This window comes from Bradyrhizobium sp. CCGB20 (assembly GCF_024199855.1).
Lineage (GTDB): Bacteria > Pseudomonadota > Alphaproteobacteria > Rhizobiales > Xanthobacteraceae > Bradyrhizobium.
In genome coordinates this window covers 5,093,355-5,115,746 of record NZ_JANADN010000001.1, presented here as the reverse complement: position 1 = coordinate 5,115,746, position 22,392 = coordinate 5,093,355, and the positions used below count along the sequence as shown (strand labels likewise).

Below are 22,392 nucleotides of genomic sequence, written 5' to 3'. Positions count from 1 at the left end.
TCTCGGGAGCTTCAAGCGTCAGTCGAAGCACGCCCTCCAAGCGTTCACATTTGCTTGCGCTCCGTGTAAGACCCGCGGCACCGATCAGCCCTAACGAACGGAAGTGCACATCATGACCGCCATCATCGACATCATCGGCCGCGAAATTCTCGATAGCCGTGGCAATCCCACCGTCGAGGTCGACGTCGTGCTGGAAGATGGTGCGCTCGGCCGCGCCGCGGTGCCATCAGGCGCCTCCACCGGCGCCCATGAGGCGGTGGAACTTCGCGATGGCGACAAGGCCCGCTATCTCGGCAAGGGCGTCACCAAGGCGGTCGGCGCCGTCAACGGCGAGATCTTCGAGGCCCTGAGCGGCCTCGATGTCGAGCAGCAGGCCCAGATCGACCAGATCATGATCGACCTCGACGGCACGCCGAACAAGAGCCGGCTGGGCGCCAACGCCATCCTCGGCGTCTCGCTCGCCTGCGCCAAGGCGGCCGCGAACTCGCTCGACATGCCGCTCTATCGTTACGTCGGCGGCACCTCGGCGCGGCTGTTGCCGGTGCCGATGATGAACATCATCAATGGCGGCGTACATGCCGACAATCCGATCGACTTCCAGGAGTTCATGATCCTGCCGGTCGGCGCGTCGTCCTTCGCCGAGGGCCTGCGCTACGGCGCGGAGGTCTTCCACACCCTGAAGTCGGAGCTGAAGAAGGCCGGCCACAACACCAATGTCGGCGACGAGGGCGGCTTCGCCCCGAACCTGCCGTCGGCGGACGCCGCGCTCGAATTCGTCATGAACGCGATCGGCAAGGCCGGCTACAAGGCCGGCACCGATATCGTGATCGGCCTCGACTGCGCCTCGACCGAGTTCTTCAAGGACGGCAAGTACGTCTATGAAGGCGAAGGCAAGACCCGTTCGATCTCCGAGCAGGCCAAGTACCTCGCAGACCTCGTCTCGCGCTATCCGATCGTCACCATCGAGGACGGCATGTCGGAAGACGACATGGACGGCTGGAAGGAGCTCACCGACCTCATCGGCAAGAAATGCCAGCTGGTTGGCGACGATCTCTTCGTCACCAACGTCAAGCGCCTCGCCGAAGGCATCAAGGCCGGCCGCGCCAACTCGATCCTGATCAAGGTCAACCAGATCGGCACGCTGACCGAGACGCTTGCCGCCGTCGAGATGGCGCACAAGGCGGGCTACACCTCCGTGATGTCGCATCGCTCCGGCGAGACCGAGGATTCCACCATCGCCGACCTCGCGGTCGCCACCAACTGCGGTCAGATCAAGACCGGCTCCCTTGCACGTTCCGATCGCACCGCCAAATACAATCAGCTCCTCCGCATCGAGCAGCAGCTCGGCAAGCAGGCGCTCTACGGCGGCAAGGCGGCACTGAAGGCGCTGGCATAAGCCAGCGCCCGGCAAGGACAGGGGAGGATCGACATGAGCGACGGCAAGACCGGACTGCAACTGCGTTCGCTGATCAAGACGAGCGGAGAGCTGGAAATCTCGCTGGTCGAGGTGCCGACCCCCGAGCCCGCCGCGGACGAGGTCGTCGTCCGCGTCGAGGCGGCGCCGATCAATCCGTCCGACCTCGGCCTTCTCGTCGGCGCGGCCGATATGAGCACGGCGAAGGCTTCGGGCACCAAGGATGCTCCTGTCATCACTGCGAAGGTGCCGGAGGGCGCGATGCGGGCGATGGCTGGCCGGCTCGATGAATCCATGCCGGTGGGTAACGAAGGCGCCGGCGTCGTCATCAAGACCGGCTCCTCCGATGCCGCGAAAGCCTTGATGGGCAAGACCGTCGCCATGATTGGCGGCGCGATGTATGCCCAATATCGCACGCTGAAAGTGCGCGAGTGCATGCCGCTGCCCGCGGGCACCACGCCGGCTGAAGGCGCCTCCTGCTTCGTCAATCCGCTCACGGCGCTCGGCATGACCGAGACCATGCGACGTGAGGGTCACAAGGCGCTGGTGCACACCGCGGCCGCCTCCAATCTCGGCCAGATGCTGAACAAGATCTGCATCAAGGACGGCATCCCGCTGGTCAACATCGTGCGCAGCAAGGAGCAGGCGGACATCTTGCACAAGATCGGCGCCAAATACGTCGTCGATTCCACGGCACCGAGCTTCCTCGGCGATCTCACCAATGCGCTGGTCGAGACCGGCGCCACCATTGCCTTCGACGCCATCGGCGGCGGCAAGCTTGCCGGCGACATCCTCAACTGCATGGAGAGCGCGATCAACAAGACCGCGAAGGAGTACAGCCGCTACGGCTCCAACGTGCACAAGCAGGTCTACGTCTACGGCGCGCTCGACATCCGCCCGATCGAGCTGCCACGCGGCTTCGGCATGGCCTGGGGCGTCGGCGGCTGGCTGCTGTTTCCGTTCCTGATGAAGATCGGGCAGGCGGACGGGGCCAAGCTGCGCCAGCGCGTGGTCGACGAGCTGAAGACCACCTTCGCGAGCCACTACACCAAGGTGGTGTCGCTTCAGCAGGCGCTCGATCCCGCCAACATCGCGGTGTACGCCAAACGCGCCACCGGCGAAAAATTCCTCATCAACCCAAATAAATAATCGTGATGTGCGGCGGCACGTCACCGAAAGAAGGTCTTGCCTTCTGAGCGAAGCGGGGGAACATTCGCGCCGTAATTGAAAGCGGGGCGACCGCAAGCATCGAAGGGGACACTTCCATGACTGATCTGAATCGCCGCGACCTGCTCGCGGGCGCGGCCGCTATTGGCGCGGCGGCCGTAACCGGGCTTGGACCGACCACTGCCAGTGCCTCCGTGCCGCCGACCGGGACGCAGGCGCCGGGCTTCTACCGCTACAAGGTCGGCAGCTACGAGTGCACCTCGATCAACGACGGCGCGCGCACCTTCCCGATGCCGGACAAGTTCGTCGTCAACGCGCCGAAGGAGGAAGCGCTGGCCGCGGGCGAGGCGGCCTATATGCCGAAGGGCATGGTCACGGTGCCGTTCAATCCGCAGCTCATCAACACCGGCTCCAAGCTCGTGCTGATCGATACCGGCAACGGCGTCGCCAATCTCGAACCGAGCAAGGGCGCGGTCGGTCGCACGCTGCAAAACCTTGCCGCCGCCGGCGTCGATCCCAAGAGCATCGACATCGTGCTGCTCTCGCATCTGCACCCTGATCACACCAACGGCATCCGTTTGGCCGATGGCGCGCTCGCGTTCCCGAATGCGGAGATCATGGTGCCGGGCAAGGACTGGGAGTTCTGGACCAGCGAGGACAACACGGCCAAGGCCGAGTCCAACCCGATGATGAAGAACTACTTCGCCAACGTGAAGAAGACCTTTGCCGGCCTTGAATCCAAGGTCACGAAGTACGAGTGGGGCAAGGAGGTCGCGCCGGGCATCACCTCGATCGCGACGCCCGGCCACACGCCCGGCCACACCTCGTTCGCGGTTGCCTCGGGCGATGCCAAGGTGCTGATCCAGTCGGATGTCACCAACATTCCGGAATTCTTCCTGCGCAATCCGGACTGGCACGTCATGTTCGACACCGATGCGGCGATGGCGCAGGCGACGCGCCACAAGTTCTACGACATGGCGGCGGCCGAGAAGGCGACCGTGATCGGCTTCCACTTCACCTTCCCATCGGTCGGCCACGTCGAAAAGGACGGCGCGAAGTATCGCCTGATCCCGTCGGCGTGGAATCCGACGATCTGATTGAAGTTACAGATTTGCGTGAAACAACAGGCCGCCATTTGGCGGCCTGTTCGTTTTTGCGGCGGTGGGCATCCTGCGGAACTCCCTGCTTAAACAAAAATGTCGAAAACAACCCCATGCACAGTAGAAATCGCAAGCGGTTCCAGAGATTAGGTTAAACCGAATAAGAGTTGCGCCGTCGGGCAAAACACGGGTATGGTGGCATAGTGGGCAGGCACGGCGGGTAGCGGCTTTTGATGTTGCCATGAGGCCCACTGGTCCCGGATTACGCTGCGCTCCATCCGGGCGACGGGCTCGACCATCTGCTTTCGAGAAACTCAGCGTTTCCAAACCGGACCGGTTCATGCACTTGCATCCATTGGTTCGGATGGCTTAAGTGCCGCCCGGCACTTCCCCCTCAAGGTTTCAAGGACACCCCATGGCCTACAACATCGTCGTGATCGCCGGCAGCCTGCGCAAAGACAGCTTCTCGCTGAAGATCGCCAACGCCCTCGCAAAGCTCGCGCCGGCATCCCTCAAGCTCGAGGTCGTCACGCTCGCGGGGATCTCGTTCTTCAACCAGGACCTCGAGGGCGCGCCGCCGGCGGACTGGCTTGCCTTCCGCGAAAAACTCCAGAAGTCGGATGGCGTCATCTTCGTGACCCCCGAATACAACCGCGCGATCCCGGGCGTCCTCAAGAACGCCATCGACGTCGCCTCGCGCCCCTATGGCAAGAGCTCGTTCAACGGCAAGCCGGTTGGCATCGTCTCGAATTCGCCGGGCCCGCTCGGCGGCGTCAGCGCGGCCAAGACGCTCCAGAACATCCTGCCGGGCATCGCCGGCCCGATCATGCAGCAGCCGGAGATCTACCTGAATGCGGTCGGTGACGCCTTCGATGCGGAGGGGACCCTGACCAAGGAATCTCTGAAGCCCGTGCTCCAGGCCTATATCGACGCGTTCGCCGCGCACGTGGCGAAGCATCACGGCTGAGGCCGAATTCCCCCGCGGCCGCAAGGGAGATCCTCATCCTGAGGAGACCGCGCAGCGGTCGTCTCGAAGGATGGCCGCGGGCGAGAGGCCTTCATGGTTCTCCCGGCGATGCGAAGCATCGTCCGGAGACGGCGCTTCGCGCCTCCTCACCATGAGGGTTGGGCGGGGAGGGCTTAAATTAGCACTCCCTTAACCAACCTGTCCCATCTTCCCAAGATGGTCTCACGCGCGCGTCTGAAATCGATCCTGACCGGCCTTGCCCTCTACGCGATGGCGGTCGCAATCGTCGGCTATTTCGGCGTCAACGCCTATACCGGCAAATACGGCCTCAACGCGCGCCAGGAACTCGACCAGGAGATCATCGCGCTGACCAGCGAACTCGCCCAGCTCAAGCGCGAACGTGCGCGGAGCGAGCAGCGCGTCTCGCTGCTGCGCACCTCGCGGATCGATCCTGATATGCTGGACGAGCGGGCGCGTTACCAGCTCGACTATGTCAATCCGCATGATCTCGTTCGGATGATCCCGGCGAAGTAGCGTTTTTCGCTGCATTCGAAACCGGCGTCGAAAGCCGCTACCAGAATCCGGCAGGCGAGTTTCAATTTTACCGAAAGTCGTAGACCCGGAACCGGACCGCTGCCTTGACGGCGGCACCACGACGGGCTCATGGCTTTTGGCCGCCGTCGCCTGAGTTGACGCAGATCAACCGGACCGTGCCAACGCCGCCTAGACTGCCACCCGGAGGAAACAGTGATGAATGGGCCAATGTCCCGGCATCACGCGGCCCGTGTCGAGGCCGCCATCGCGTCAGGCCAGGCGGCACGGTCCGCGCTCGTGGCCTCGTGGCGCCGTTCCTCCAGATTGCATCATCTCGATCCCGCCGGCCGTGCCGCGCCGATGCGGCTGACCGAAGCCGAGCTGCGTCAGGCCCGGGAGCGCATTGCGCCGCTGCTGGCCGCCGCACAGGGCGCGATGGACCGGCTCTATCAGGCGGTCGGCGCGAGCGGCTGCTGCGTGCTGCTCGCCGACGGCGAGGGCGTACCGGTCGACCGCCGTGGCACACCGGCGGACGATGCGACGTTCCAATCCTGGGGCTTGTGGACCGGCGCACTCTGGAGCGAGGAGCATGAGGGTACCAACGGCATCGGCACCTGCGTCGTCGAGCAGCGGCCGCTGACGATCGACCGCGACCAGCATTTCTTCACCCGCAACACGCTCCTGAGCTGCACCGCCGTTCCGATCTACGACCACGAGGCGGCCTTTGCCGGCGTGCTCGACGTCTCCTCCTGCCGCGCCGACCGCACCGATGCGTTCTCCAGCCTCATCGCGCTGGCGGCAGGTGAGGCGGCGCGGCGCATCGAGGCTGATCTGTTTCGCCGCGCCTTCGCCCATGCCCGCATCGTGCTGACGCAAGGCGCAGACGGCCAGTCCATCGGCCTCGTCGCGGTCGACGCGGACGATCTCGTGATCGGCGCGACCCGGTCTGCGCGGGCGGGGCTTGGGATCGCGCCCGGCCGTGCTTTGCAGCCGGTGCCCGCGGCCGACTTGCTCGGCGGCGAACCCGCGCGTGACCATCTTGCCGGCGGCCAGCGCGCGGTGCTGCAGCGGGCGCTGCTGCGCGCGGGCGGCAATGTTTCGGCCGCCGCCAAGGCCCTCGGTGTCAGCCGCGCCACGCTGCATCGGAAGTTGAAGCGGTTCGAGCTGAAACACTGAGTTCTATCCCCTCATGGTGAGGAGACCGCGAAGCGGTAGTCTCGAACCAAACAGGCCCCACTGCATCCGCAGCCATCCTTCGAGACGCGCGCAAGGGCGCGCGCCTCAGGATGAGGTCGGAGTATGTAGGTGCAGCTGCATCACCTGTCGCAGAACTGCGACAGGTCGGCCCCGACATCGCTCCCGCCCGGGCTGACAGACAAACTCTCCCGCGACATCGTCGGCACAAGTCGCGACCACGCGACGAATTGCGCAAACAGCAAAACTCGGGAGTGATCAATGAACAAGGTGGAATTCCTCGGCGTCACGAAAGTTCCCTTCGCTGAACGCTATGACAATTTCATCGGCGGGAAATTCGTCGCGCCGATCTCGGGCAAATATTTCGACAATGCCTCGCCGGTGACGGGCCAGATCGTCTGCAAGATCGCGCGGTCCGACGCGCAGGACGTCGAGGCCGCGCTCGATGCGGCGCATGCGGCCAAGGCCGCCTGGGGACGCACCAGCGTCGCCGAGCGCGCCGCGGTCCTGAACCGGATCGCCGACCGCATGGAGGAGAATCTCGAGCGCCTTGCGGTTGCCGAGACCTGGGACAACGGCAAGCCGATCCGTGAGACCCGTGCCGCCGACCTGCCGCTCGCGATCGATCATTTCCGCTATTTCGCCGGGGTGGTGCGCGCACAGGAAGGCTCGATCGGAGAGATCGACCACGACACCATCGCCTATCATTTCCACGAACCGCTCGGCGTTGTCGGCCAGATCATCCCCTGGAACTTCCCGCTGCTGATGGCGTGCTGGAAGCTCGCGCCGGCGCTCGCCGCCGGCAATTGCGTCGTGCTCAAGCCCGCCGAGCAGACGCCGGCCTCGATCATGGTCTGGGCCGAGATCATCGGCGATCTCCTGCCGCCCGGTGTCCTCAACATCGTCAACGGTTTCGGCCTTGAAGCGGGCAAGCCGCTCGCGTCGAGCCCGCGGATCGCGAAAATCGCCTTCACCGGCGAGACCACGACGGGCCGGCTGATCATGCAATATGCCAGCCAGAACCTCATTCCCGTCACGCTCGAGCTGGGCGGCAAATCGCCGAACATCTTCTTCAACGACGTCACCGCCGAAGACGACGATTTCTTCGACAAGGCGATCGAAGGCTTCGTCATGTTCGCGCTGAACCAGGGCGAGGTCTGTACCTGTCCGAGCCGGGCGCTGGTCCACGCCGACATCTACGACCGCTTCATGGAGCGGGCGCTCAAGCGCGTCGCGGCGATCAAGCAGGGCGACCCGCGCGAGGCCGACACCATGATCGGCGCGCAGGCATCCGGCGAGCAGCTCGCGAAGATCCTCTCCTATATCGACATCGGCAAGCAGGAGGGCGCCAAGGTGCTGGCGGGCGGTGGCCGCGCCGAGCTCGCGGGCGATCTGTCCGGCGGCTTCTATGTCCAGCCGACCGTGTTCGAGGGCCACAACAAGATGCGAATCTTCCAGGAGGAGATTTTTGGGCCCGTCGTCTCGGTCACGACCTTCAAGTCCGACGAGGAGGCGCTCGCGATCGCCAACGACACGCTCTATGGCTTGGGCGCCGGTGTCTGGAGCCGCGATGCCAACCGCTGCTACCGCTTCGGCCGGGCCATCCAGGCCGGCCGGGTCTGGACCAACTGCTACCACGCTTACCCTGCGCATGCCGCGTTCGGCGGCTACAAGCAGTCGGGCGTCGGTCGCGAGACCCACAAGATGATGCTCGATCACTACCAGCAGACCAAGAACCTGCTGGTCAGCTACAGCCCGAAGAAGCTCGGCTTCTTCTGATCGGGCGAGGCGGCGCCAATGTGGCGCCGCCTTCGTCATCCCGCTGTCAGAGAGTTGAGACAAGACGAGGGGCCGAGCTATCCAGCTCGGCCCCTTTGGCATGCGAGGCGATGCCAGGCAGACGACGGAGGCATGGCCATGAAGCGCGATTTTTCGGCACGGAAGCTGCGCGTTGGAGCGATGTTGTACGGCGCGGTGGCCCTGGCGTTGCTGGCGCCGTCGATCGCCTTCGCGCAGACTGGTCCGGCGCCATCAGGCGCCAAGCCCTTCCTGACCGTCGATGGAAAGCCCCCGCTGATCCTCGGGCATCGCGGCGTGCCGGGACTGGTGCCGGAAGAGACCGAGGCATCCTATGACCTCGCCGCAGCCCTCGGCACTGATGCGCTCGAAGAGGACCTGCACCTCACCAAGGATTGCGTCCTGGCCGTGCGCCATAACCCTTGGCTGAGCGACAACACCAATGTTGCGGATGTCGCGAAGACCAATGCCGCTGTTGCGGCCCGCAAGCGCACCGTGCCCGGTGTGCGCGTCAAGGCCCCGTCGGCCACCGGCGTGCCTGCCGACTACCGCACGGATCTGACCGACCCGGCCGATCCCAAATCAGTGCTGAAGTCACTGATCGTGGATGGCGAGGACCATACCAACGACTGGTCGATCACCGATTTCACCATGGCCGAGCTGAAGCAGTGGATCGCCGGCACCACCTATGACGCCGCCAATGAGCGGCCGAAAGTTTTCAACGGCAAGCTCCCGATCATCAGCTTCCAGGACGTCATCGATATCGCCAAGGCGAAGAGCAAGGAGACCGGGCGGTCCATCTTCGTCTACCCGGAAACCAAGAATCCGACCTGGAACAATGCCCAGGCGATCGCCAATGGCTGCGGCGCGCCCGGCGGCCGCCCGTTCGAGGATGCCTTGATCAAGATCATCAAGGACAACGGACTCAATACGAAAGACGCTCCCATCCTTGTTCAGAGTTTTGAGCCCGGCAGCCTGAAATATATGCGCAGCCATGGTCTTCAGACGCGGCAGGTCCAGCTCATCGACGGCAACGGTATCGACTTCAGGAGCGGCAAGGTCTTGCTCAACAACATCACCAACTCCCGCCCGTTCGACTGGACGGTTGCAGGTGATCCGCGCCTGTATGATGCGATGCTGACGCCTGAGGGCCTTGCCGAGATCAAGACCTATGCCGACGGCATCGGCCCGTGGAAGGCCTACATCGTTCCGCTCAAGATTGCGCCGTGGAAGGACAGCAACGCCGACGGCACACCCTACAAGGGATCGACGCCGGACGCTTCGACGCAGGAGGCGACCAGCCTGATCGCCGACGCGCACAAGCTCGGCCTGTTCGTGCACGTCTTCACCTTCCGGAACGAGAAGAAATATCTGGCCGCCGACTATCGCGGTGATCCCAGCCTTGAATATCTCAAATTTTTCCGACTTGGCGTCGATGGGGTCTTCACCGACTTCACGCATACCGGCGTTGCCGCCCGCGCAACGTATTTGCGAGAGCTCGGCTGGTAGGCGAAACGGCGAATCGGACCGGCGCTCTCGTTCGGATCCGAACGTAACCGTGTCTGATTTTCGCTGCGTTGGTTGCTTGCACCCGCTGCGCGGGCGGGGAGCTAATGTTGCCCAATCAAGCCTAAAGGTTTTGCAAAGTTTCGGCCACGTTGCACTGCGGCATAATGAAAATCGTGCCATGCCGCCGCGGTGCTTTCCAAGGGCGTTTGACTTGGGTTAGAGAGGGCTGAAGTTTTCTCTGACCCGGAATTCCCATGGCCGCACCCAAGAAAGCCGCCGCAGGCGCTGCGCAGGACAAGACCGACGGCGGCTCGCCCCCGGAATTCACCAAGGAGCAGGAACTCAAGGCGCTCCGCGACATGCTCCTGATCCGGCGGTTCGAGGAGAAGGCCGGCCAGCTCTACGGCATGGGCGCGATCGGCGGCTTCTGCCATCTTTATATCGGCCAGGAGGCCGTGGTGGTCGGCATGCAGATGGCCCTGAAAGAGGGCGATCAGGTCATCACCGGCTATCGCGATCACGGCCATATGCTCGCCACCGGCATGGAGGCCAATGGCGTCATGGCCGAGCTGACAGGCCGGCGCGGCGGCTATTCCAAGGGCAAGGGCGGCTCCATGCACATGTTCAGCAAGGAGAAGCACTTTTACGGCGGCCACGGCATCGTCGGCGCGCAGGTTTCGCTGGGCACCGGTCTCGCGTTTGCCAACAGCTATCGCAGTAACGGCAACGTCAGCGTCACCTATTTCGGCGACGGCGCGGCCAACCAGGGCCAGGTCTATGAGAGCTTCAACATGGCGGAGCTCTGGAAGCTGCCGGTGATCTACGTCATCGAGAACAACCGCTACGCCATGGGCACCGCGGTCTCGCGCGCCTCGGCGCAGCAGGATTTCTCCAAGCGCGGCGCGTCCTTCAACATTCCCGGCATGCAAGTCGACGGCATGGACGTCCGCGCCGTGAAGGCCGCGGGCGAGGAGGCGGCGGCCTGGTGCCGCGCCGGCAAGGGCCCCTACATCCTGGAGATGCAGACCTACCGCTATCGCGGCCACTCGATGTCCGACCCCGCAAAATACAGAACGCGTGAGGAGGTCGAAAAAGTCCGCCACGACCAGGATCCGATTGAGCAGGTGCGCAACCGCCTGCTGGCCGCCAAGGTCAGCGAGCAGGATCTGAAGGCGATCGACGCCGAGGTGCGCGACATCGTCAACGCATCTGCCGACTTTGCCCAGCATGACCCCGAGCCGGATGCCGCCGAGCTCTGGACCGACATTTACCGCTGAACGCGCGCAAGCTTTCTTTTGGAGTCGATATGCCAATTCAAGTGCTGATGCCCGCGTTGTCGCCCACGATGGAAAAGGGCAACCTTGCCAAGTGGCTGAAGAAAGAGGGCGAGACGATCAAGTCCGGCGATGTCATCGCCGAGATCGAGACCGACAAGGCGACGATGGAGGTCGAGGCGACCGACGAAGGTACGCTCGGCAAGATCCTGATCCCCGAAGGCACCGCCGACGTTGCGGTGAACACGCCGATCGCGACGATTCTCGCCGACGGTGAAAGCGCCGCTGATCTGGCCAAGGCGCCTGCGCCGGCCAAGCAGGAGAAGGCTGCGGAAGCAGCTCCTGCCGCCGCAAAGGCCGAGGCACCTGCACCCAAGGCTGCGCCCGCGCCGCAGGCCGTCGCTGAGCCCGATCCGGAAGTCCCTGCCGGCACCGAGATGGTGACGCAGACCATCCGCGAAGCCTTGCGCGACGCCATGGCCGAAGAGATGCGCCGCGACGCCGACGTCTTCGTGATGGGCGAAGAGGTCGCCGAATACCAGGGCGCCTACAAGGTGACGCAGGGGCTGCTGCAGGAATTCGGCGCCAGGCGCGTCATCGACACGCCGATCACCGAGCACGGCTTTGCCGGCATCGGCGTCGGTGCCGCCATGACCGGGTTGAAGCCGATCGTCGAGTTCATGACCTTCAACTTCGCCATGCAGGCGATCGACCAGATCATCAACTCCGCGGCCAAGACGCTCTATATGTCCGGCGGCCAGATGGGCTGCTCGATCGTGTTCCGCGGGCCGAACGGTGCCGCCGCCCGCGTCGCCGCCCAGCACAGCCAGGACTATTCGTCCTGGTACTCCAACGTGCCGGGCCTCAAGGTCGTCGCGCCGTTCTCGGCCGCCGATTACAAGGGGCTGCTCAAGGCCGCGATCCGCGACCCCAACCCGGTGATCTTCCTCGAGAACGAGGTGCTCTACGGTCACACCGGCGAAGTGCCCAAGCTCGACGACTTCGTGATCCCGATCGGCAAGGCGCGCATCGTGCGCGCAGGGAGCCACGTCACCATCATCTCCTGGTCGAACGGCATGACCTACGCGTTGAAGGCCGCCGACGAGCTCGCCAAGGACGGCATCGAGGCCGAGGTGATCGATCTGCGCACGCTGCGTCCGATGGACACCGAGACCATCATCAACTCGGTCAAGAAGACCGGCCGCGCCGTGACGGTGGAAGAGGGCTGGGCCCAGAGCGGCGTCGGCGCCGAGATCGCCGCGCGCATCATGGAGAACGCCTTCGACTATCTGGATGCGCCGGTTGCGCGCGTATCCGGCAAGGACGTGCCGATGCCTTATGCGGCGAACCTGGAGAAGCTCGCGCTGCCCTCGGCGGCGGAAGTGGTCGAGGCCGCCAAAGCCGTCTGCTACAGGTAGATCATGGCGGGCCCGAAGGAGCAGCCACTGCCGCCCGACGTCATGACCCGCGATGACGCGGTCGAGATCCTGCGCGTGTTCGTGCTGGACGGCGGGCTGTCGATGGCGTTCCAGCGGGCCTTCGAAGAGCCCGACATGTGGGGCCTGCTGCTGGTCGATCTCGCCCGCCATGCCGCGCGCGCCTATGCGCGCGAGAGCGAATACACCGAGGAAGACGCGTTGAACCGGATCCTCGAGATGTTCCAGGCCGAGATCGAGCGTCCCACGGACACCGGCACCACGACGCCGCGCGGCAAGGGGCACTGACCGTGGCGATCGAATCCCGTCACTTCGATTTCATGCTGGAGGCGATCCGCGAGGCGGAGGCTTCGATCGCGCAGGGCGGCCTGCCGATCGGTGCCGTGCTGACGCGCGGCAACGAGATCATCGCCCGCGGCCACAACAACCGCGTGCAGGAGAAAAACGTCATCCTGCACGGCGAGATGAGCTGCCTGCGCGAAGCCGGCGTGATCTCGTTCCACGACACCGTCATGTACACCACGCTGTCGCCATGCTCGATGTGCGCCGGCGCACTTGCTCTGTTCAAGGTCCAGCAGGTGGTGATCGGGGAATCCGTCACCTTCCCGGGCTCGAAGGACATCCTCGACAAGTTCGGCATCCCCTGGATCGATCTTGCGGACGACCGCTCCATCACCATGATGAAGAACTGGCGTTCCAATCCTGCCAATGAGCGCCTGTGGCAGGGCGACATCGGCAACTAAACCTGGTCTGTTCGTCCTCGCTTCCGGGGACGACGTTTTGAGAAGTTCTTCGTGAGGTCAGCATGCCCATCAACATCCTGATGCCCGCTCTTTCGCCGACGATGGAGAAGGGCAACCTCGCCAAGTGGCTGAAGAAGGAAGGCGACAAGGTCAAATCCGGCGACGTCATCGCCGAGATCGAGACCGACAAGGCGACGATGGAGGTCGAGGCCATCGACGAAGGCACGATCGCCAAGATCCTCGTGCCCGAGGGCACGCAGGACGTCCCGGTCAATGACGTGATCGCGGTGCTGGCCGGCGAGGGCGAGGACGTGAAGGCGGCAGGTGCCGCCAAGCCCAGCGCCGCGGCTGCTCCTCCGAAAGCTGCTGAAGCTCCCGCTGCCGCGCCCGCGCCTGCGCCTGCCGCGCCCAAGGCTGCTCCGGCGCCTGTTGCTGCTCCCGCTCCGCAAGCTGCTGCCGCACCGGCCGCGCAGAGCAACGGCCATGGTGGTCGCGTGTTCTCCTCACCGCTGGCGCGGCGTCTCGCCAAGGAAGCCGGCGTCGAGATTTCGATGGTCACCGGCACCGGCCCGCACGGCCGCGTGGTTGCACGTGACGTCGAGCAGGCCAAGTCCGGCAAGGGCCTCAAGGCACCTGCGGCGGCGCCCTCCGGTGCGCCCTCGATCGCGCCGACCATGTCGGACAAGCAGATCCTGTCGCTGTTCGAGCCGGGCTCCTATGACGTCGTTCCCCACGACGGCATGCGCCGCACGATTGCCCAACGTTTGACTGCGTCGATCCAAAACGTCCCGCACTTTTACCTGACCATCGACTGCGACATCGGTAAGCTGCTCGCTGCGCGCGAGGAGATCAATGCGGCTGCTCCCAAGGACAAGGAGAAGAAGCCGCTCTACAAGATCTCGGTCAACGACTTCGTCATCAAGGCGATGGCCGTTGCGCTCCAGAAGATCCCGAACTGCAATGTGAGCTGGACCGAATCCGGCATGGTCAAGCACCATCATTCCGACGTCGGTGTCGCCGTGGCGATGCCCGGCGGCCTGATCACGCCGATCATCCGCAAGGCCGAGACCAAGACGCTGTCGACTATCTCCAACGAGATGAAGGATTTTGCCGCACGCGCCCGCTCGCGCAAGCTGAAGCCGGAAGAATACCAGGGCGGCACCACCGCGGTCTCCAACCTCGGCATGTTCGGCATCAGCCATTTCACCGCCGTGATCAACCCGCCGCATGCGACCATTCTCGCGGTCGGCACCAGCGAGGAGCGTCCCGTCGTGCGCGGCGGCAAGATCGAGATCGCGCACATGATGAGCGTGACCTTGTCTTGCGACCACCGCGCCATCGACGGTGCGCTCGGCGCCGAGCTGATCGGCGCCTTCAAGCAGCTGATCGAAAATCCCGTCATGATGATGGTCTGAGATGGCGCATGACGACGCGCTGGCCCTGGATCTCGATGCTGGTTTCGCTGATCCTCACGCTCAGCCCGCTCGGCCGCGACATCGTTGAGTCCGCCTTCTTTGCCGGCGAGGCGCTGTCGCGCAACATCTGGGCGCCAATCGCGCTCACCATCTTCGCCATCATGGCGGTGGTCATTCTCATCGAATGGCTGATCAGAGCTTATATCCTCAATCGCCGCGCCCGCGGCGCAACGACCGCTTGAGTTGAACGGGAGCCGCCATGGCCGACACATCCTTCGACGTCATCATCATCGGCTCCGGCCCGGGCGGATACGTCACCGCGATCCGCGCCGCACAGCTCGGCTTGAAGGTCGCGATCGTCGAAAAATCCTATCTCGGCGGCATCTGCCTGAACTGGGGCTGCATCCCGACCAAGGCGCTGCTGCGCTCGGCCGAAATCTACCATTACATGCAGCACGCCAAGGATTACGGCCTGTCGGCGGAGAAGGTCTCGTTCGATCCGAAGGCGGTGGTGCAGCGCTCGCGCGGGGTTTCGAAGCGGCTGAACGACGGCGTCGGCTTCCTGATGAAGAAGAACAAGGTGAGCGTGATCTGGGGCGCCGCCTCGATCGACGCGCCGGGCAAGGTCACGGTGAAGAAGTCCGACGTCGAGGCGCCCAAGGGCACGCTGGGCGAGGGGACTTACCAGGCAAAACACATCATCGTCGCGACCGGCGCACGGCCGCGCGTGCTGCCGGGGCTCGAGCCCGACAAGAAGCTGATCTGGACCTATTTCGAAGCCATGGTGCCGGAGCGGATGCCGAAGTCGCTGCTGGTGGTCGGCTCCGGCGCGATCGGCATCGAGTTCGCCTCGTTCTTCCACACCATGGGCTCTGACGTCACCGTGGTCGAGGTGCTGCCGCAGATCCTCCCTGTCGAGGATGCCGAAATCGCCGGCTTTGCCCGCAAGCGCCTGGAGAAGCAGGGCATTAAGATCATGTCCTCGACCAAGGTGACGAAGCTGGAGAAGAAGGCCGATAGCGTCGTTGCCACCATCGACGACGGCAAGGGCAAGCCCGTCACCACCGAGTTCGAGCGCGTGATCTCGGCGGTGGGCGTGGTCGGCAATATCGAGAATCTCGGTCTGGAAAAGTTGGGGGTGAAGACCGACCGCGGCTGCATCGTGATCGACGGCTACGGCAAGACCAATGTCCCCGGCATCTACGCCATCGGCGACGTCGCCGGTCCGCCGATGCTGGCCCACAAGGCCGAGCATGAGGGCGTGATCTGCGTCGAGGCCATCAAGGGCCTGCATCCGCATCCCATGGACAAGAACCTGATCCCGGGCTGTACCTATTGCCAGCCGCAAGTGGCCTCCGTCGGCCTCACCGAAGCCAAGGCCAAGGAGAGCGGCCGCGAGATCCGCGTCGGCCGTTTCCCCTTCGTCGGCAACGGCAAGGCGATTGCGCTCGGCGAGGACCAGGGCCTGGTCAAGGTGATCTTCGACAAGAAGACCGGCCAGCTCCTCGGCGCTCACATGGTCGGCGCGGAAGTCACCGAGCTGATCCAGGGCTATGTCGTCGCCATGAATCTGGAGACCACGGAAGAAGAGCTGATGCACACGGTGTTCCCGCACCCGACGTTGTCGGAGATGATGAAGGAAGCCGTGCTGGATGCTTATGGACGGGTGCTGAATATCTAGCCCCCGCCGAGCGAAGCAATCCAGACTGCCTCTGCGGAAAGATTCTGGATTGCTTCGCTGCGCTCGCAATGACGAGCAGAGAGATCGACTGCAAAACAAGAAGGAAACCAACCCATGCAAGACAACGATAATCTCACCATCGAACGCCCGACCTTCGTCACCCATCTCGAATGCGCGATGGAAGGCGATCATTACGCCGCCGACCAGGTCCACAACCTCTCCAAGGCGGGCAAGCCACTGCTGGTGCGCTACGACCTCGCGGGCGTGAAGAAGGCGCTGACCAAGGACGCGCTGGCGCAGCGGCCCGCGGACATGTGGCGCTACCGCGAGCTGCTGCCCGTGCGCAAATGCAAGGACATCGTCTCGCTCGGTGAAGTCACGACGCCGCTGATCCGGCTGCCGAAGCTCGGCGCGAAACTCGGCGGCGGCGAGATCATCGTGAAGGACGAGGGACGCCTGCCGACCGGCTCATTCAAGGCGCGCGGCCTGGTGATGGCGGTGTCGATGGGCAAGGCGCTCGGCATCAAGCACATGGCGATGCCGACCAACGGCAATGCCGGTGCGGCGCTCGCGGCCTATGCGACGTCGTGTGGCATCAAGACCACGATCTTCTGCCCCGCCGATACGCCGGAAGTGAATGTCAGCGAGATCGAGCTCCAGGGCGCGACCGTCTATCGCGTCAACGGCTATATCGACGATTGCGGCAAGATCGTCGGCGAAGGCAAGGCAAAGGTCGGCTGGTTCGACACGTCCACGCTCAAGGAGCCGTACCGGATCGAAGGCAAGAAGACGATGGGCCTCGAGCTCGCCGAGCAGCTCGGCTGGGACGTGCCCGACGTGATCTTCTATCCGACCGGCGGCGGCACCGGCCTGATCGGCATGTGGAAGGCGTTCGACGAGCTGGAGAAGATCGGGTTCATCGGCTCCAAGCGCCCGCGCATGGTCGCGGTGCAGGCCTCGGGCTGCGCGCCGATGGTGCGGGCCTATGACGCCGGCACCGAGCATGCGACGCGCTGGGAGGACGCCCACACGATTGCCTCGGGTATCCGCGTGCCGCAGGCGATCGGCGATTTCCTGATCCTGCGCGCGGTGCGGCAGAGCAAGGGCTTTGCGATTGCGGTCGACGACGACAAGATCTCGTCGGCGCTGAACGAGGTCGCGCGCGAGGAGGGGCTGCTGCTGTGCCCCGAGGGCGCCGCGACCTACGCCGCCTACAAGGAAAGCCTCGCCGACGGCCGCGTCAGCAAGACCGACCGCGTCATGCTGTTCAACTGCGCGACCGGCCTGAAGTACCCGCTGCCCCCGGTTGCCCGCACGCTGGATCGTCACAAGCCGATCGACTACACGCAGTTCTAGCGCGTCATTTCGTCTCTTCACGAACGATCCCTCTTCCCGTACGCGGGAAGAGACAAAAAACAACAATGACATCGCTGGGGAGAAGACAATGAAGAAGGCCATCTGGGCCGGGCTGCTCGGTATTCTCGCTGTTTCAGGCGCCGCGCGCGCCGACGACTATCCCTCGCACCCCATCACCATCATCGTTCCCTTCGCCGCCGGCGGCCCGTCGGACGCGATGGCGCGGGTGCTTGCCGAACGGATGCGCGTGACGCTCGGCCAGCCGCTGGTGATCGAGAACGTCACCGGCGCCGGCGGCTCGATCGGCGTCGGCCGCGCCGTGCAATCTCCGCCGGACGGCTACACCATCTCGTTCGGCCATCTCGGCACCCACGTCGCCAATGGCGCCGTCTACAAGCTCAAATACGACCTCGTCGCCGATCTCGAGCCCGTGGTGCTGTTGCCGAGCAATCCGATGATCGTCGTCAGCAAGAACGCGGTGCCCGCGACCTCGCTGAAAGAGCTGATCGAATGGCTGAAGTCACGGCCGTCGCCGCCGACCGCTGGCACCGCCGGCGCGGGCTCCGGCAGCCACATCGCCGGCGTCTATTTCGAGAGCGTTTCCGGCATCAAGCTGCAATATGTGCCGTATCGCGGCACGGCCCCCGCGCTGAACGATCTCATCGCCGGCCAGATCGACGTCATCATCGACCAGACCTCCAACTCGATCAACCAGGTCCGCGCCGGCACCATCCGCGCCTACGCCATCACCGACGACAAGCGGCTCTCGTCGGCGCCGGATATCCCGACGGCAGCCGAGGCGGGCCTCAAAGGCTTCAACATGACGCTGTGGTCGGGCCTGTGGGTGCCGAAGGGCACGCCGAAGGAGATCGTGACCAAGCTCAATACCGCAGCGGTGGAAGCGCTGAACGATCCCGCGGTGAAGAAGCAGCTCGAAAGCCAGGGCCTGGAGATGACGCCGCAGGACCAGCTCACCCCCGAAGCGCTCGGCAACCGCCAGAAGGCCGAGATCGCAAAGTGGTGGCCGATCATCAAGGCCGCCAACATCAAGGTGGATTGAGGCGACGACGACACGTCGCCGCCCCCTGTGGAGCCATCAGGGTCACGCGGCGCCGCGTCAGGATTTGGCTTCACCGGGCCCTGCCAGCGCCGTCTCCAGACATTTGATCAGGGTCGGCGTGGAAAACGGCTTCGCGAGAAAGCAGATGGCGCCGGCTTTCAGCGCGCGCTCGCGCACGGCATCGTCGGGAAAGGCCGTCACGAAGATGAACGGCGTGAGATGACCAAGGCCGCGCATATGCATCAGGAGATCGACGCCGCCCATGACCGACATCTGCACATCCGCGATCACGCAGGACGTCGTATGCAGTTCGGCGGACTGGAGAAACTCGCGAGCGGAGCCAAAGATGCAGACCGTGTATCCCCGCGACGTCAGGAGATTGTTCGTCGCGAGGCGGACTGACGGATCATCGTCAATGATGGAAATGACCGAGAGAACCGACAAGATGATCGCTCCTGATCGGGAAGCCGCCGATCATGGTACGGCACCCGCCGGAAATTGGGCCCTCGGGGCGAGCTTGGAAAGCATACTTAGGTTTGCACTTTTCCCCTTGGCCGGGGGATTCCGAGCGTCTCGGTCATTCTGACGAGATCTGCCAATGACTTCGCGCCCATTTTCCGCATGATCTGCCCGCGATAGATCTTGACGGTAATCTCGGCCAATCCAAGCTCGGCAGCGACCTGCTTGTTCATCAGGCCGGACGCAACCAGGGCGAGGATGTCGCGCTGACGCGCTGTCAGGCCTTCAAAGCGTGTCCGCACGCTTGACACCGACTTCTCTGCATCGCGCCGCCTGCGGTCCCGTTCGATCGCGGCCTGGACCGCATCCAGCATGTCCTGGTCGCGCACCGGCTTGGTCAGGAAATCGATGGCACCACTCTTCATGGCCCTGACGGTCATGGGAATATCGCCATGACCGGTGATGAAGATAATAGGCGTGTGAATGTCGGCCTTTACGAGGTCCGCCTGGAGGTCGAAGCCGCTCGAGCCGGGCAGGCGAATGTCGAGCACAAGGCAACTGGGGACCACCGGCGGCTTGGCCTCCAGGACCTCCGCCGCCGAGCCGAAGGCCTCCACCCTGAGGCCGACCGATTGAAAGAGATTGGTGAGCGCGCGCCGCATCGACGGATCGTCATCGACGATCAGGACGATCGGATCGTCGGCGCTTGCCTGGGCCTGCACCTGCGTCGGCTTGGCGTGGTCAGTCACGACGCGTCCTCTTGTGGGAGGGGCAGGGCGATCTGAAATGTTGCACCGCCCCCCTCATTGGGAAACGCCGAAAGCCGGCCCGCGTGAGCCTCGATGATGGATCGGCAGATCGACAGTCCCATCCCCAGGCCGCTCGATTTTGTGGTGAAGAACGGCGTGAAAATGTGGTCTGTCACGTCGCCGCCAAGGCCGACACCGCGATCTGTCACGGTCAGGAGCAGGTGCTCGTCACCGTCCTCGCCGGCCCGACTGGAGCGGATCGCCAGCTCGCGCGGGCGGTCGACATTGGCTTGCATGGCTTCAATCCCGTTCACGACAAGGTTGATCAGCACCTGCTGGAGCTGGATCCGATCGCCGCAAATACTGGGCAGGCCGGACGACAACTCCATTCGCACCGACACGGCATGCGTAGCGAGCTCGCGCCGGACGAGGGCCATCGCCTCCCTGACGACCTGATTGATGTCGAGTGGCACCATCTCGATCTCGGTCTTTTTCGCATGCGCCCGGATCCTGCGGATCACCTCGCTGGCCCGATTGGCGTCCTCGACGATCCATTCCACGGAACGGCGCGCAGCCTCCAGATCGGCCGGCTCGCGGCCGAGCCACGCGATGCAGGCGTCTGCATTGGAGATTACGGCGGCGAGAGGCTGGTTGATTTCGTGAGCGATCGAGGCGGTGAGTTCGCCGAGCGTCGTGACGCGCGTGACATGGGCGAGCTCGGCTTGCGTTTTCCGCAGCTCTTCTTCGGTCTGCTGGGCGCGGATCGCCGCCGTCACATCGCTGCTGACGCCCCTGTAGCCGAGAAAATTGCCGTCCTCGTCATGTAACGGCTTGCCGCTGGTGCGCACGTAAATTGGCGATCCATTGCGATCCCGGCCGCGGTAAACCAAATCGCGGAACGGGAGGTGAGCGTCGAGCGCTGCGCGATGCTGCTCCCACTTCCCCGGCTCGAGCTCGGCGTCGGGCCGAATGTCCCAACGGGTCAGGCCGACCAATCCCGTCGGCGCAGCACTGGCCGTATCGGCGTGTTCTGATATCTGCGTGATGCGGTGATCCGGCCCGGTCTCCCAAAACCAGTCAGATGCGGTTTCAGCATAGTCGCGGAAGCGCTGCTCGGATGCCTTGAGTTCATCAAATGCCTTTTGCAGTGCTTCTTTTGCAGCGACCTGCTCGGTGACGTCCACATGCGTGCCGATGATCTCCCTCACTTCGCCGTCGCTGCCGACAACGGGGAGTCCCTCGGTGTGGACCCGTCGTATCGAACCGTCCGGGCACGCAATGCGAAAGTTGATTTCGAACGGTTCCCTTTGGCGGAGGGCCTGACGTTCCACCTCGACGATCCGTTGGAAATCCTCCGGGAGTATGCGTTGCTGGAAAGCCCGCGCCGGTAAGTCGGTCTGGCCCGGCTCAAACCCGAACAGGCGGAAGAGTTCAGCCGATCGGTAGGCAAACTCCTGACGACGTACATCCCAGGCCCAGCTGCTCGTGTGGCTGAGTCGCTGGGCCTCGGCCAAATAGGCCTCGCTGCGACGCAGCCTCTGTTCTGCCTCCTTCGCTATGGTGACATCGGTCACAGCCCCGACAAACTCGATGCGCCCGGATGCGTGTCGCACCGCGCGTGCCACGGAATGAAGATATTTGACCGATCCGTCCGGCATCAGCAGGCGATATTCGTGGTCGAAATCCTCCGCGAGGCGCGAGGCGCGATCGAGGGTCCTGCGGACCGTATCGCGATCTTCCGGATGGATGCGTTGAAAGACGAAGTTCAGGGTCGGCTTCGTCGCGGGGTCGCATTGGAAGATACGAAAAGTCTCCCTCGACCAGACGGCCTCGCCGGTCGCAAGGTTCAAGCCGAAGCTGCCGGTGCGGCTCAGCTCCTGCGCCTGCGCGAGGTAGGTCTCGCTCTGCCGCAGCGCGTCCTCCGCCTCCTTGCGCTGGGTGATGTTCTCGCAGGCGACCAGCACGATCGGCGTGCCGTCGCCGCGCAGCATCGCCTTGGCGTTTTCACGGACCCAAAGGACCGAGCCGTCCTTCCGGAACTTGCGAATCTCCCAGGTATGCGACTGGTCCAGGGTTTCGAGGGACAACGCCACGCATCGACGGACGAAGTCGTGATCCTCCTCGAAGAACACGTTGAGCACGGACTGGCCGATCAGCTCGGCCGCCGTGTAGCCCAGTTGTGCGGCGCCAAATGTATTGACGTTGAGCACCGTTCCGGCCGGATCCACCATGAAGTACATGACCGGGTTGTGCTCGAACACCTCGCGCCACTGTTTCACTGCGTCGCGTAGATCGATGGTGTCCTGCCGCGAGGCACCTCCGAGCGCGGGGCTGTCCTTCTCGCCGTTGCCGAAAGATCGAAGCGCCGCGAGGCCGCCGAGCAGCAATTGCGCGGCCGAATTCCCGATTTTCGCGATTTGGCCAGGCATCATCGCGGGCGTCCCGGCACGCTGGGGTCGAAGCAAGTAGAGCACTTTGCAACAAGGGGAGCAATTCCCTCCGACCAAAGTAGAACGCCGCTGCGAAACTCGCGGCAG

The 22,392-nt window shown here is 64.1% G+C and carries 20 protein-coding genes; 17 read left to right on the top strand and 3 right to left on the bottom strand.

The genetic code is table 11. The annotated features are described in order from the left end of the window. Positions 1 to 112 precede the first annotated feature (112 nt). The 17 genes from eno to NLM15_RS23560 all read left to right on the top strand — a co-directional run bounded on the left by eno (position 113) and on the right by NLM15_RS23560 (position 18,647). The gene (gene eno / locus NLM15_RS23640) at positions 113 to 1,396 is read left to right on the top strand and encodes a phosphopyruvate hydratase (RefSeq protein ID WP_028149603.1); all 1,284 of its coding nucleotides are present in this window, start codon (positions 113 to 115) and stop codon (positions 1,394 to 1,396) included. A gap of 33 nt (positions 1,397 to 1,429) precedes the next feature. Further along, positions 1,430 to 2,563, top strand: coding sequence for a zinc-binding dehydrogenase (locus NLM15_RS23635; protein WP_254119861.1), 1,134 nt, complete (start codon positions 1,430 to 1,432; stop codon positions 2,561 to 2,563). 116 nt (positions 2,564 to 2,679) lie between these two features. Then, a complete protein-coding gene (locus NLM15_RS23630) occupies positions 2,680 to 3,678 on the top strand; it encodes an MBL fold metallo-hydrolase (RefSeq protein ID WP_254119860.1) in 999 nt (332 codons plus the stop codon). 418 nt (positions 3,679 to 4,096) lie between these two features. Then, the gene (locus NLM15_RS23625; RefSeq protein WP_254119859.1) at positions 4,097 to 4,648 is read left to right on the top strand and encodes an NADPH-dependent FMN reductase; all 552 of its coding nucleotides are present in this window, start codon (positions 4,097 to 4,099) and stop codon (positions 4,646 to 4,648) included. 216 nt (positions 4,649 to 4,864) lie between these two features. Further along, positions 4,865 to 5,182, top strand: coding sequence for a septum formation initiator family protein (locus NLM15_RS23620; protein WP_254119858.1), 318 nt, complete (start codon positions 4,865 to 4,867; stop codon positions 5,180 to 5,182). Positions 5,183 to 5,398: 216 nt separating this feature from the next. Further along, positions 5,399 to 6,358 (top strand): GAF domain-containing protein, encoded by a 960-nt coding sequence (locus NLM15_RS23615; protein ID WP_254119857.1) that lies wholly within the window; start codon positions 5,399 to 5,401, stop codon positions 6,356 to 6,358. Between the two features lie 279 nt (positions 6,359 to 6,637). Next, positions 6,638 to 8,155: an aldehyde dehydrogenase gene (gene adh, locus NLM15_RS23610; protein WP_254119856.1), complete on the top strand. Its 1,518-nt coding sequence runs from the start codon at positions 6,638 to 6,640 to the stop codon at positions 8,153 to 8,155. A gap of 138 nt (positions 8,156 to 8,293) precedes the next feature. Beyond that, positions 8,294 to 9,682, top strand: coding sequence for a glycerophosphodiester phosphodiesterase family protein (locus NLM15_RS23605; RefSeq protein ID WP_254119854.1), 1,389 nt, complete (start codon positions 8,294 to 8,296; stop codon positions 9,680 to 9,682). A 254-nt stretch (positions 9,683 to 9,936) separates the two neighbouring features. Then, positions 9,937 to 10,959 carry a pyruvate dehydrogenase (acetyl-transferring) E1 component subunit alpha gene (pdhA, locus tag NLM15_RS23600; protein ID WP_254119852.1) on the top strand — a complete coding sequence of 341 codons (1,023 nt, stop codon included), beginning with the start codon at positions 9,937 to 9,939 and terminating at the stop codon, positions 10,957 to 10,959. Positions 10,960 to 10,988: 29 nt separating this feature from the next. Further along, positions 10,989 to 12,374, top strand: coding sequence for a pyruvate dehydrogenase complex E1 component subunit beta (locus NLM15_RS23595; protein WP_254119851.1), 1,386 nt, complete (start codon positions 10,989 to 10,991; stop codon positions 12,372 to 12,374). A 3-nt stretch (positions 12,375 to 12,377) separates the two neighbouring features. Continuing rightward, entirely contained in the window at positions 12,378 to 12,680 is a 303-nt protein-coding gene (locus tag NLM15_RS23590; protein WP_018320291.1) for a DUF5076 domain-containing protein, read from the top strand. 2 nt (positions 12,681 to 12,682) lie between these two features. Further along, positions 12,683 to 13,135, top strand: a complete 453-nt coding sequence (locus NLM15_RS23585) for a nucleoside deaminase (RefSeq protein WP_254119849.1) — start codon at positions 12,683 to 12,685, stop codon at positions 13,133 to 13,135. 62 nt (positions 13,136 to 13,197) lie between these two features. Next, complete coding sequence (locus NLM15_RS23580; protein WP_254119847.1) at positions 13,198 to 14,550, top strand: pyruvate dehydrogenase complex dihydrolipoamide acetyltransferase; 1,353 nt, start codon at positions 13,198 to 13,200, stop codon at positions 14,548 to 14,550. 8 nt (positions 14,551 to 14,558) lie between these two features. Further along, a complete protein-coding gene (locus tag NLM15_RS23575) occupies positions 14,559 to 14,792 on the top strand; it encodes a hypothetical protein (RefSeq protein ID WP_254119845.1) in 234 nt (77 codons plus the stop codon). 17 nt (positions 14,793 to 14,809) lie between these two features. Beyond that, a complete protein-coding gene (gene lpdA, locus NLM15_RS23570; protein ID WP_254119843.1) occupies positions 14,810 to 16,231 on the top strand; it encodes a dihydrolipoyl dehydrogenase in 1,422 nt (473 codons plus the stop codon). 114 nt (positions 16,232 to 16,345) lie between these two features. Beyond that, positions 16,346 to 17,587 (top strand): threonine synthase, encoded by a 1,242-nt coding sequence (locus NLM15_RS23565; protein ID WP_254119841.1) that lies wholly within the window; start codon positions 16,346 to 16,348, stop codon positions 17,585 to 17,587. A gap of 88 nt (positions 17,588 to 17,675) precedes the next feature. Further along, positions 17,676 to 18,647 (top strand): tripartite tricarboxylate transporter substrate binding protein BugD, encoded by a 972-nt coding sequence (locus NLM15_RS23560; RefSeq protein ID WP_254119840.1) that lies wholly within the window; start codon positions 17,676 to 17,678, stop codon positions 18,645 to 18,647. Between the two features lie 57 nt (positions 18,648 to 18,704). Here NLM15_RS23560 and NLM15_RS23555 read toward each other — a convergent pair whose 3' ends face one another. The 3 genes from NLM15_RS23555 to NLM15_RS23545 form a co-directional block, all read right to left on the bottom strand. Continuing rightward, positions 18,705 to 19,091, bottom strand: a complete 387-nt coding sequence (locus tag NLM15_RS23555) for a response regulator transcription factor (protein WP_254119838.1) — start codon at positions 19,089 to 19,091, stop codon at positions 18,705 to 18,707. A gap of 86 nt (positions 19,092 to 19,177) precedes the next feature. Then, positions 19,178 to 19,855 carry a response regulator transcription factor gene (locus tag NLM15_RS23550; RefSeq protein WP_254119836.1) on the bottom strand — a complete coding sequence of 226 codons (678 nt, stop codon included), beginning with the start codon at positions 19,853 to 19,855 and terminating at the stop codon, positions 19,178 to 19,180. Then, entirely contained in the window at positions 19,852 to 22,287 is a 2,436-nt protein-coding gene (locus tag NLM15_RS23545; RefSeq protein WP_254119834.1) for a PAS domain S-box protein, read from the bottom strand. Before NLM15_RS23545 ends, NLM15_RS23550 begins: the two co-directional genes overlap by 4 nt. Between the last annotated feature and the right edge of the window lie 105 nt (positions 22,288 to 22,392).

Bases quoted from the DNA above. Each gene is read 5' to 3' on its own strand.
- NLM15_RS23560 (WP_254119840.1), top strand. From the start codon at position 17,676: ATGAAGAAGGCCATCTGGGCCGGGCTGCTCGGTATTCTCGCTGTTTCA.
- eno (WP_028149603.1), top strand. From the start codon at position 113: ATGACCGCCATCATCGACATCATCGGCCGCGAAATTCTCGATAGCCGT.
- NLM15_RS23545 (WP_254119834.1), bottom strand. From the start codon at position 22,287: ATGATGCCTGGCCAAATCGCGAAAATCGGGAATTCGGCCGCGCAATTG.
- NLM15_RS23630 (WP_254119860.1), top strand. From the start codon at position 2,680: ATGACTGATCTGAATCGCCGCGACCTGCTCGCGGGCGCGGCCGCTATT.
- adh (WP_254119856.1), top strand. From the start codon at position 6,638: ATGAACAAGGTGGAATTCCTCGGCGTCACGAAAGTTCCCTTCGCTGAA.
- NLM15_RS23565 (WP_254119841.1), top strand. From the start codon at position 16,346: ATGCAAGACAACGATAATCTCACCATCGAACGCCCGACCTTCGTCACC.
- pdhA (WP_254119852.1), top strand. From the start codon at position 9,937: ATGGCCGCACCCAAGAAAGCCGCCGCAGGCGCTGCGCAGGACAAGACC.
- NLM15_RS23615 (WP_254119857.1), top strand. From the start codon at position 5,399: ATGAATGGGCCAATGTCCCGGCATCACGCGGCCCGTGTCGAGGCCGCC.
- NLM15_RS23575 (WP_254119845.1), top strand. From the start codon at position 14,559: ATGACGACGCGCTGGCCCTGGATCTCGATGCTGGTTTCGCTGATCCTC.
- NLM15_RS23620 (WP_254119858.1), top strand. From the start codon at position 4,865: ATGGTCTCACGCGCGCGTCTGAAATCGATCCTGACCGGCCTTGCCCTC.
- NLM15_RS23605 (WP_254119854.1), top strand. From the start codon at position 8,294: ATGAAGCGCGATTTTTCGGCACGGAAGCTGCGCGTTGGAGCGATGTTG.
- NLM15_RS23580 (WP_254119847.1), top strand. From the start codon at position 13,198: ATGCCCATCAACATCCTGATGCCCGCTCTTTCGCCGACGATGGAGAAG.
- lpdA (WP_254119843.1), top strand. From the start codon at position 14,810: ATGGCCGACACATCCTTCGACGTCATCATCATCGGCTCCGGCCCGGGC.
- NLM15_RS23590 (WP_018320291.1), top strand. From the start codon at position 12,378: ATGGCGGGCCCGAAGGAGCAGCCACTGCCGCCCGACGTCATGACCCGC.
- NLM15_RS23625 (WP_254119859.1), top strand. From the start codon at position 4,097: ATGGCCTACAACATCGTCGTGATCGCCGGCAGCCTGCGCAAAGACAGC.
- NLM15_RS23595 (WP_254119851.1), top strand. From the start codon at position 10,989: ATGCCAATTCAAGTGCTGATGCCCGCGTTGTCGCCCACGATGGAAAAG.
- NLM15_RS23635 (WP_254119861.1), top strand. From the start codon at position 1,430: ATGAGCGACGGCAAGACCGGACTGCAACTGCGTTCGCTGATCAAGACG.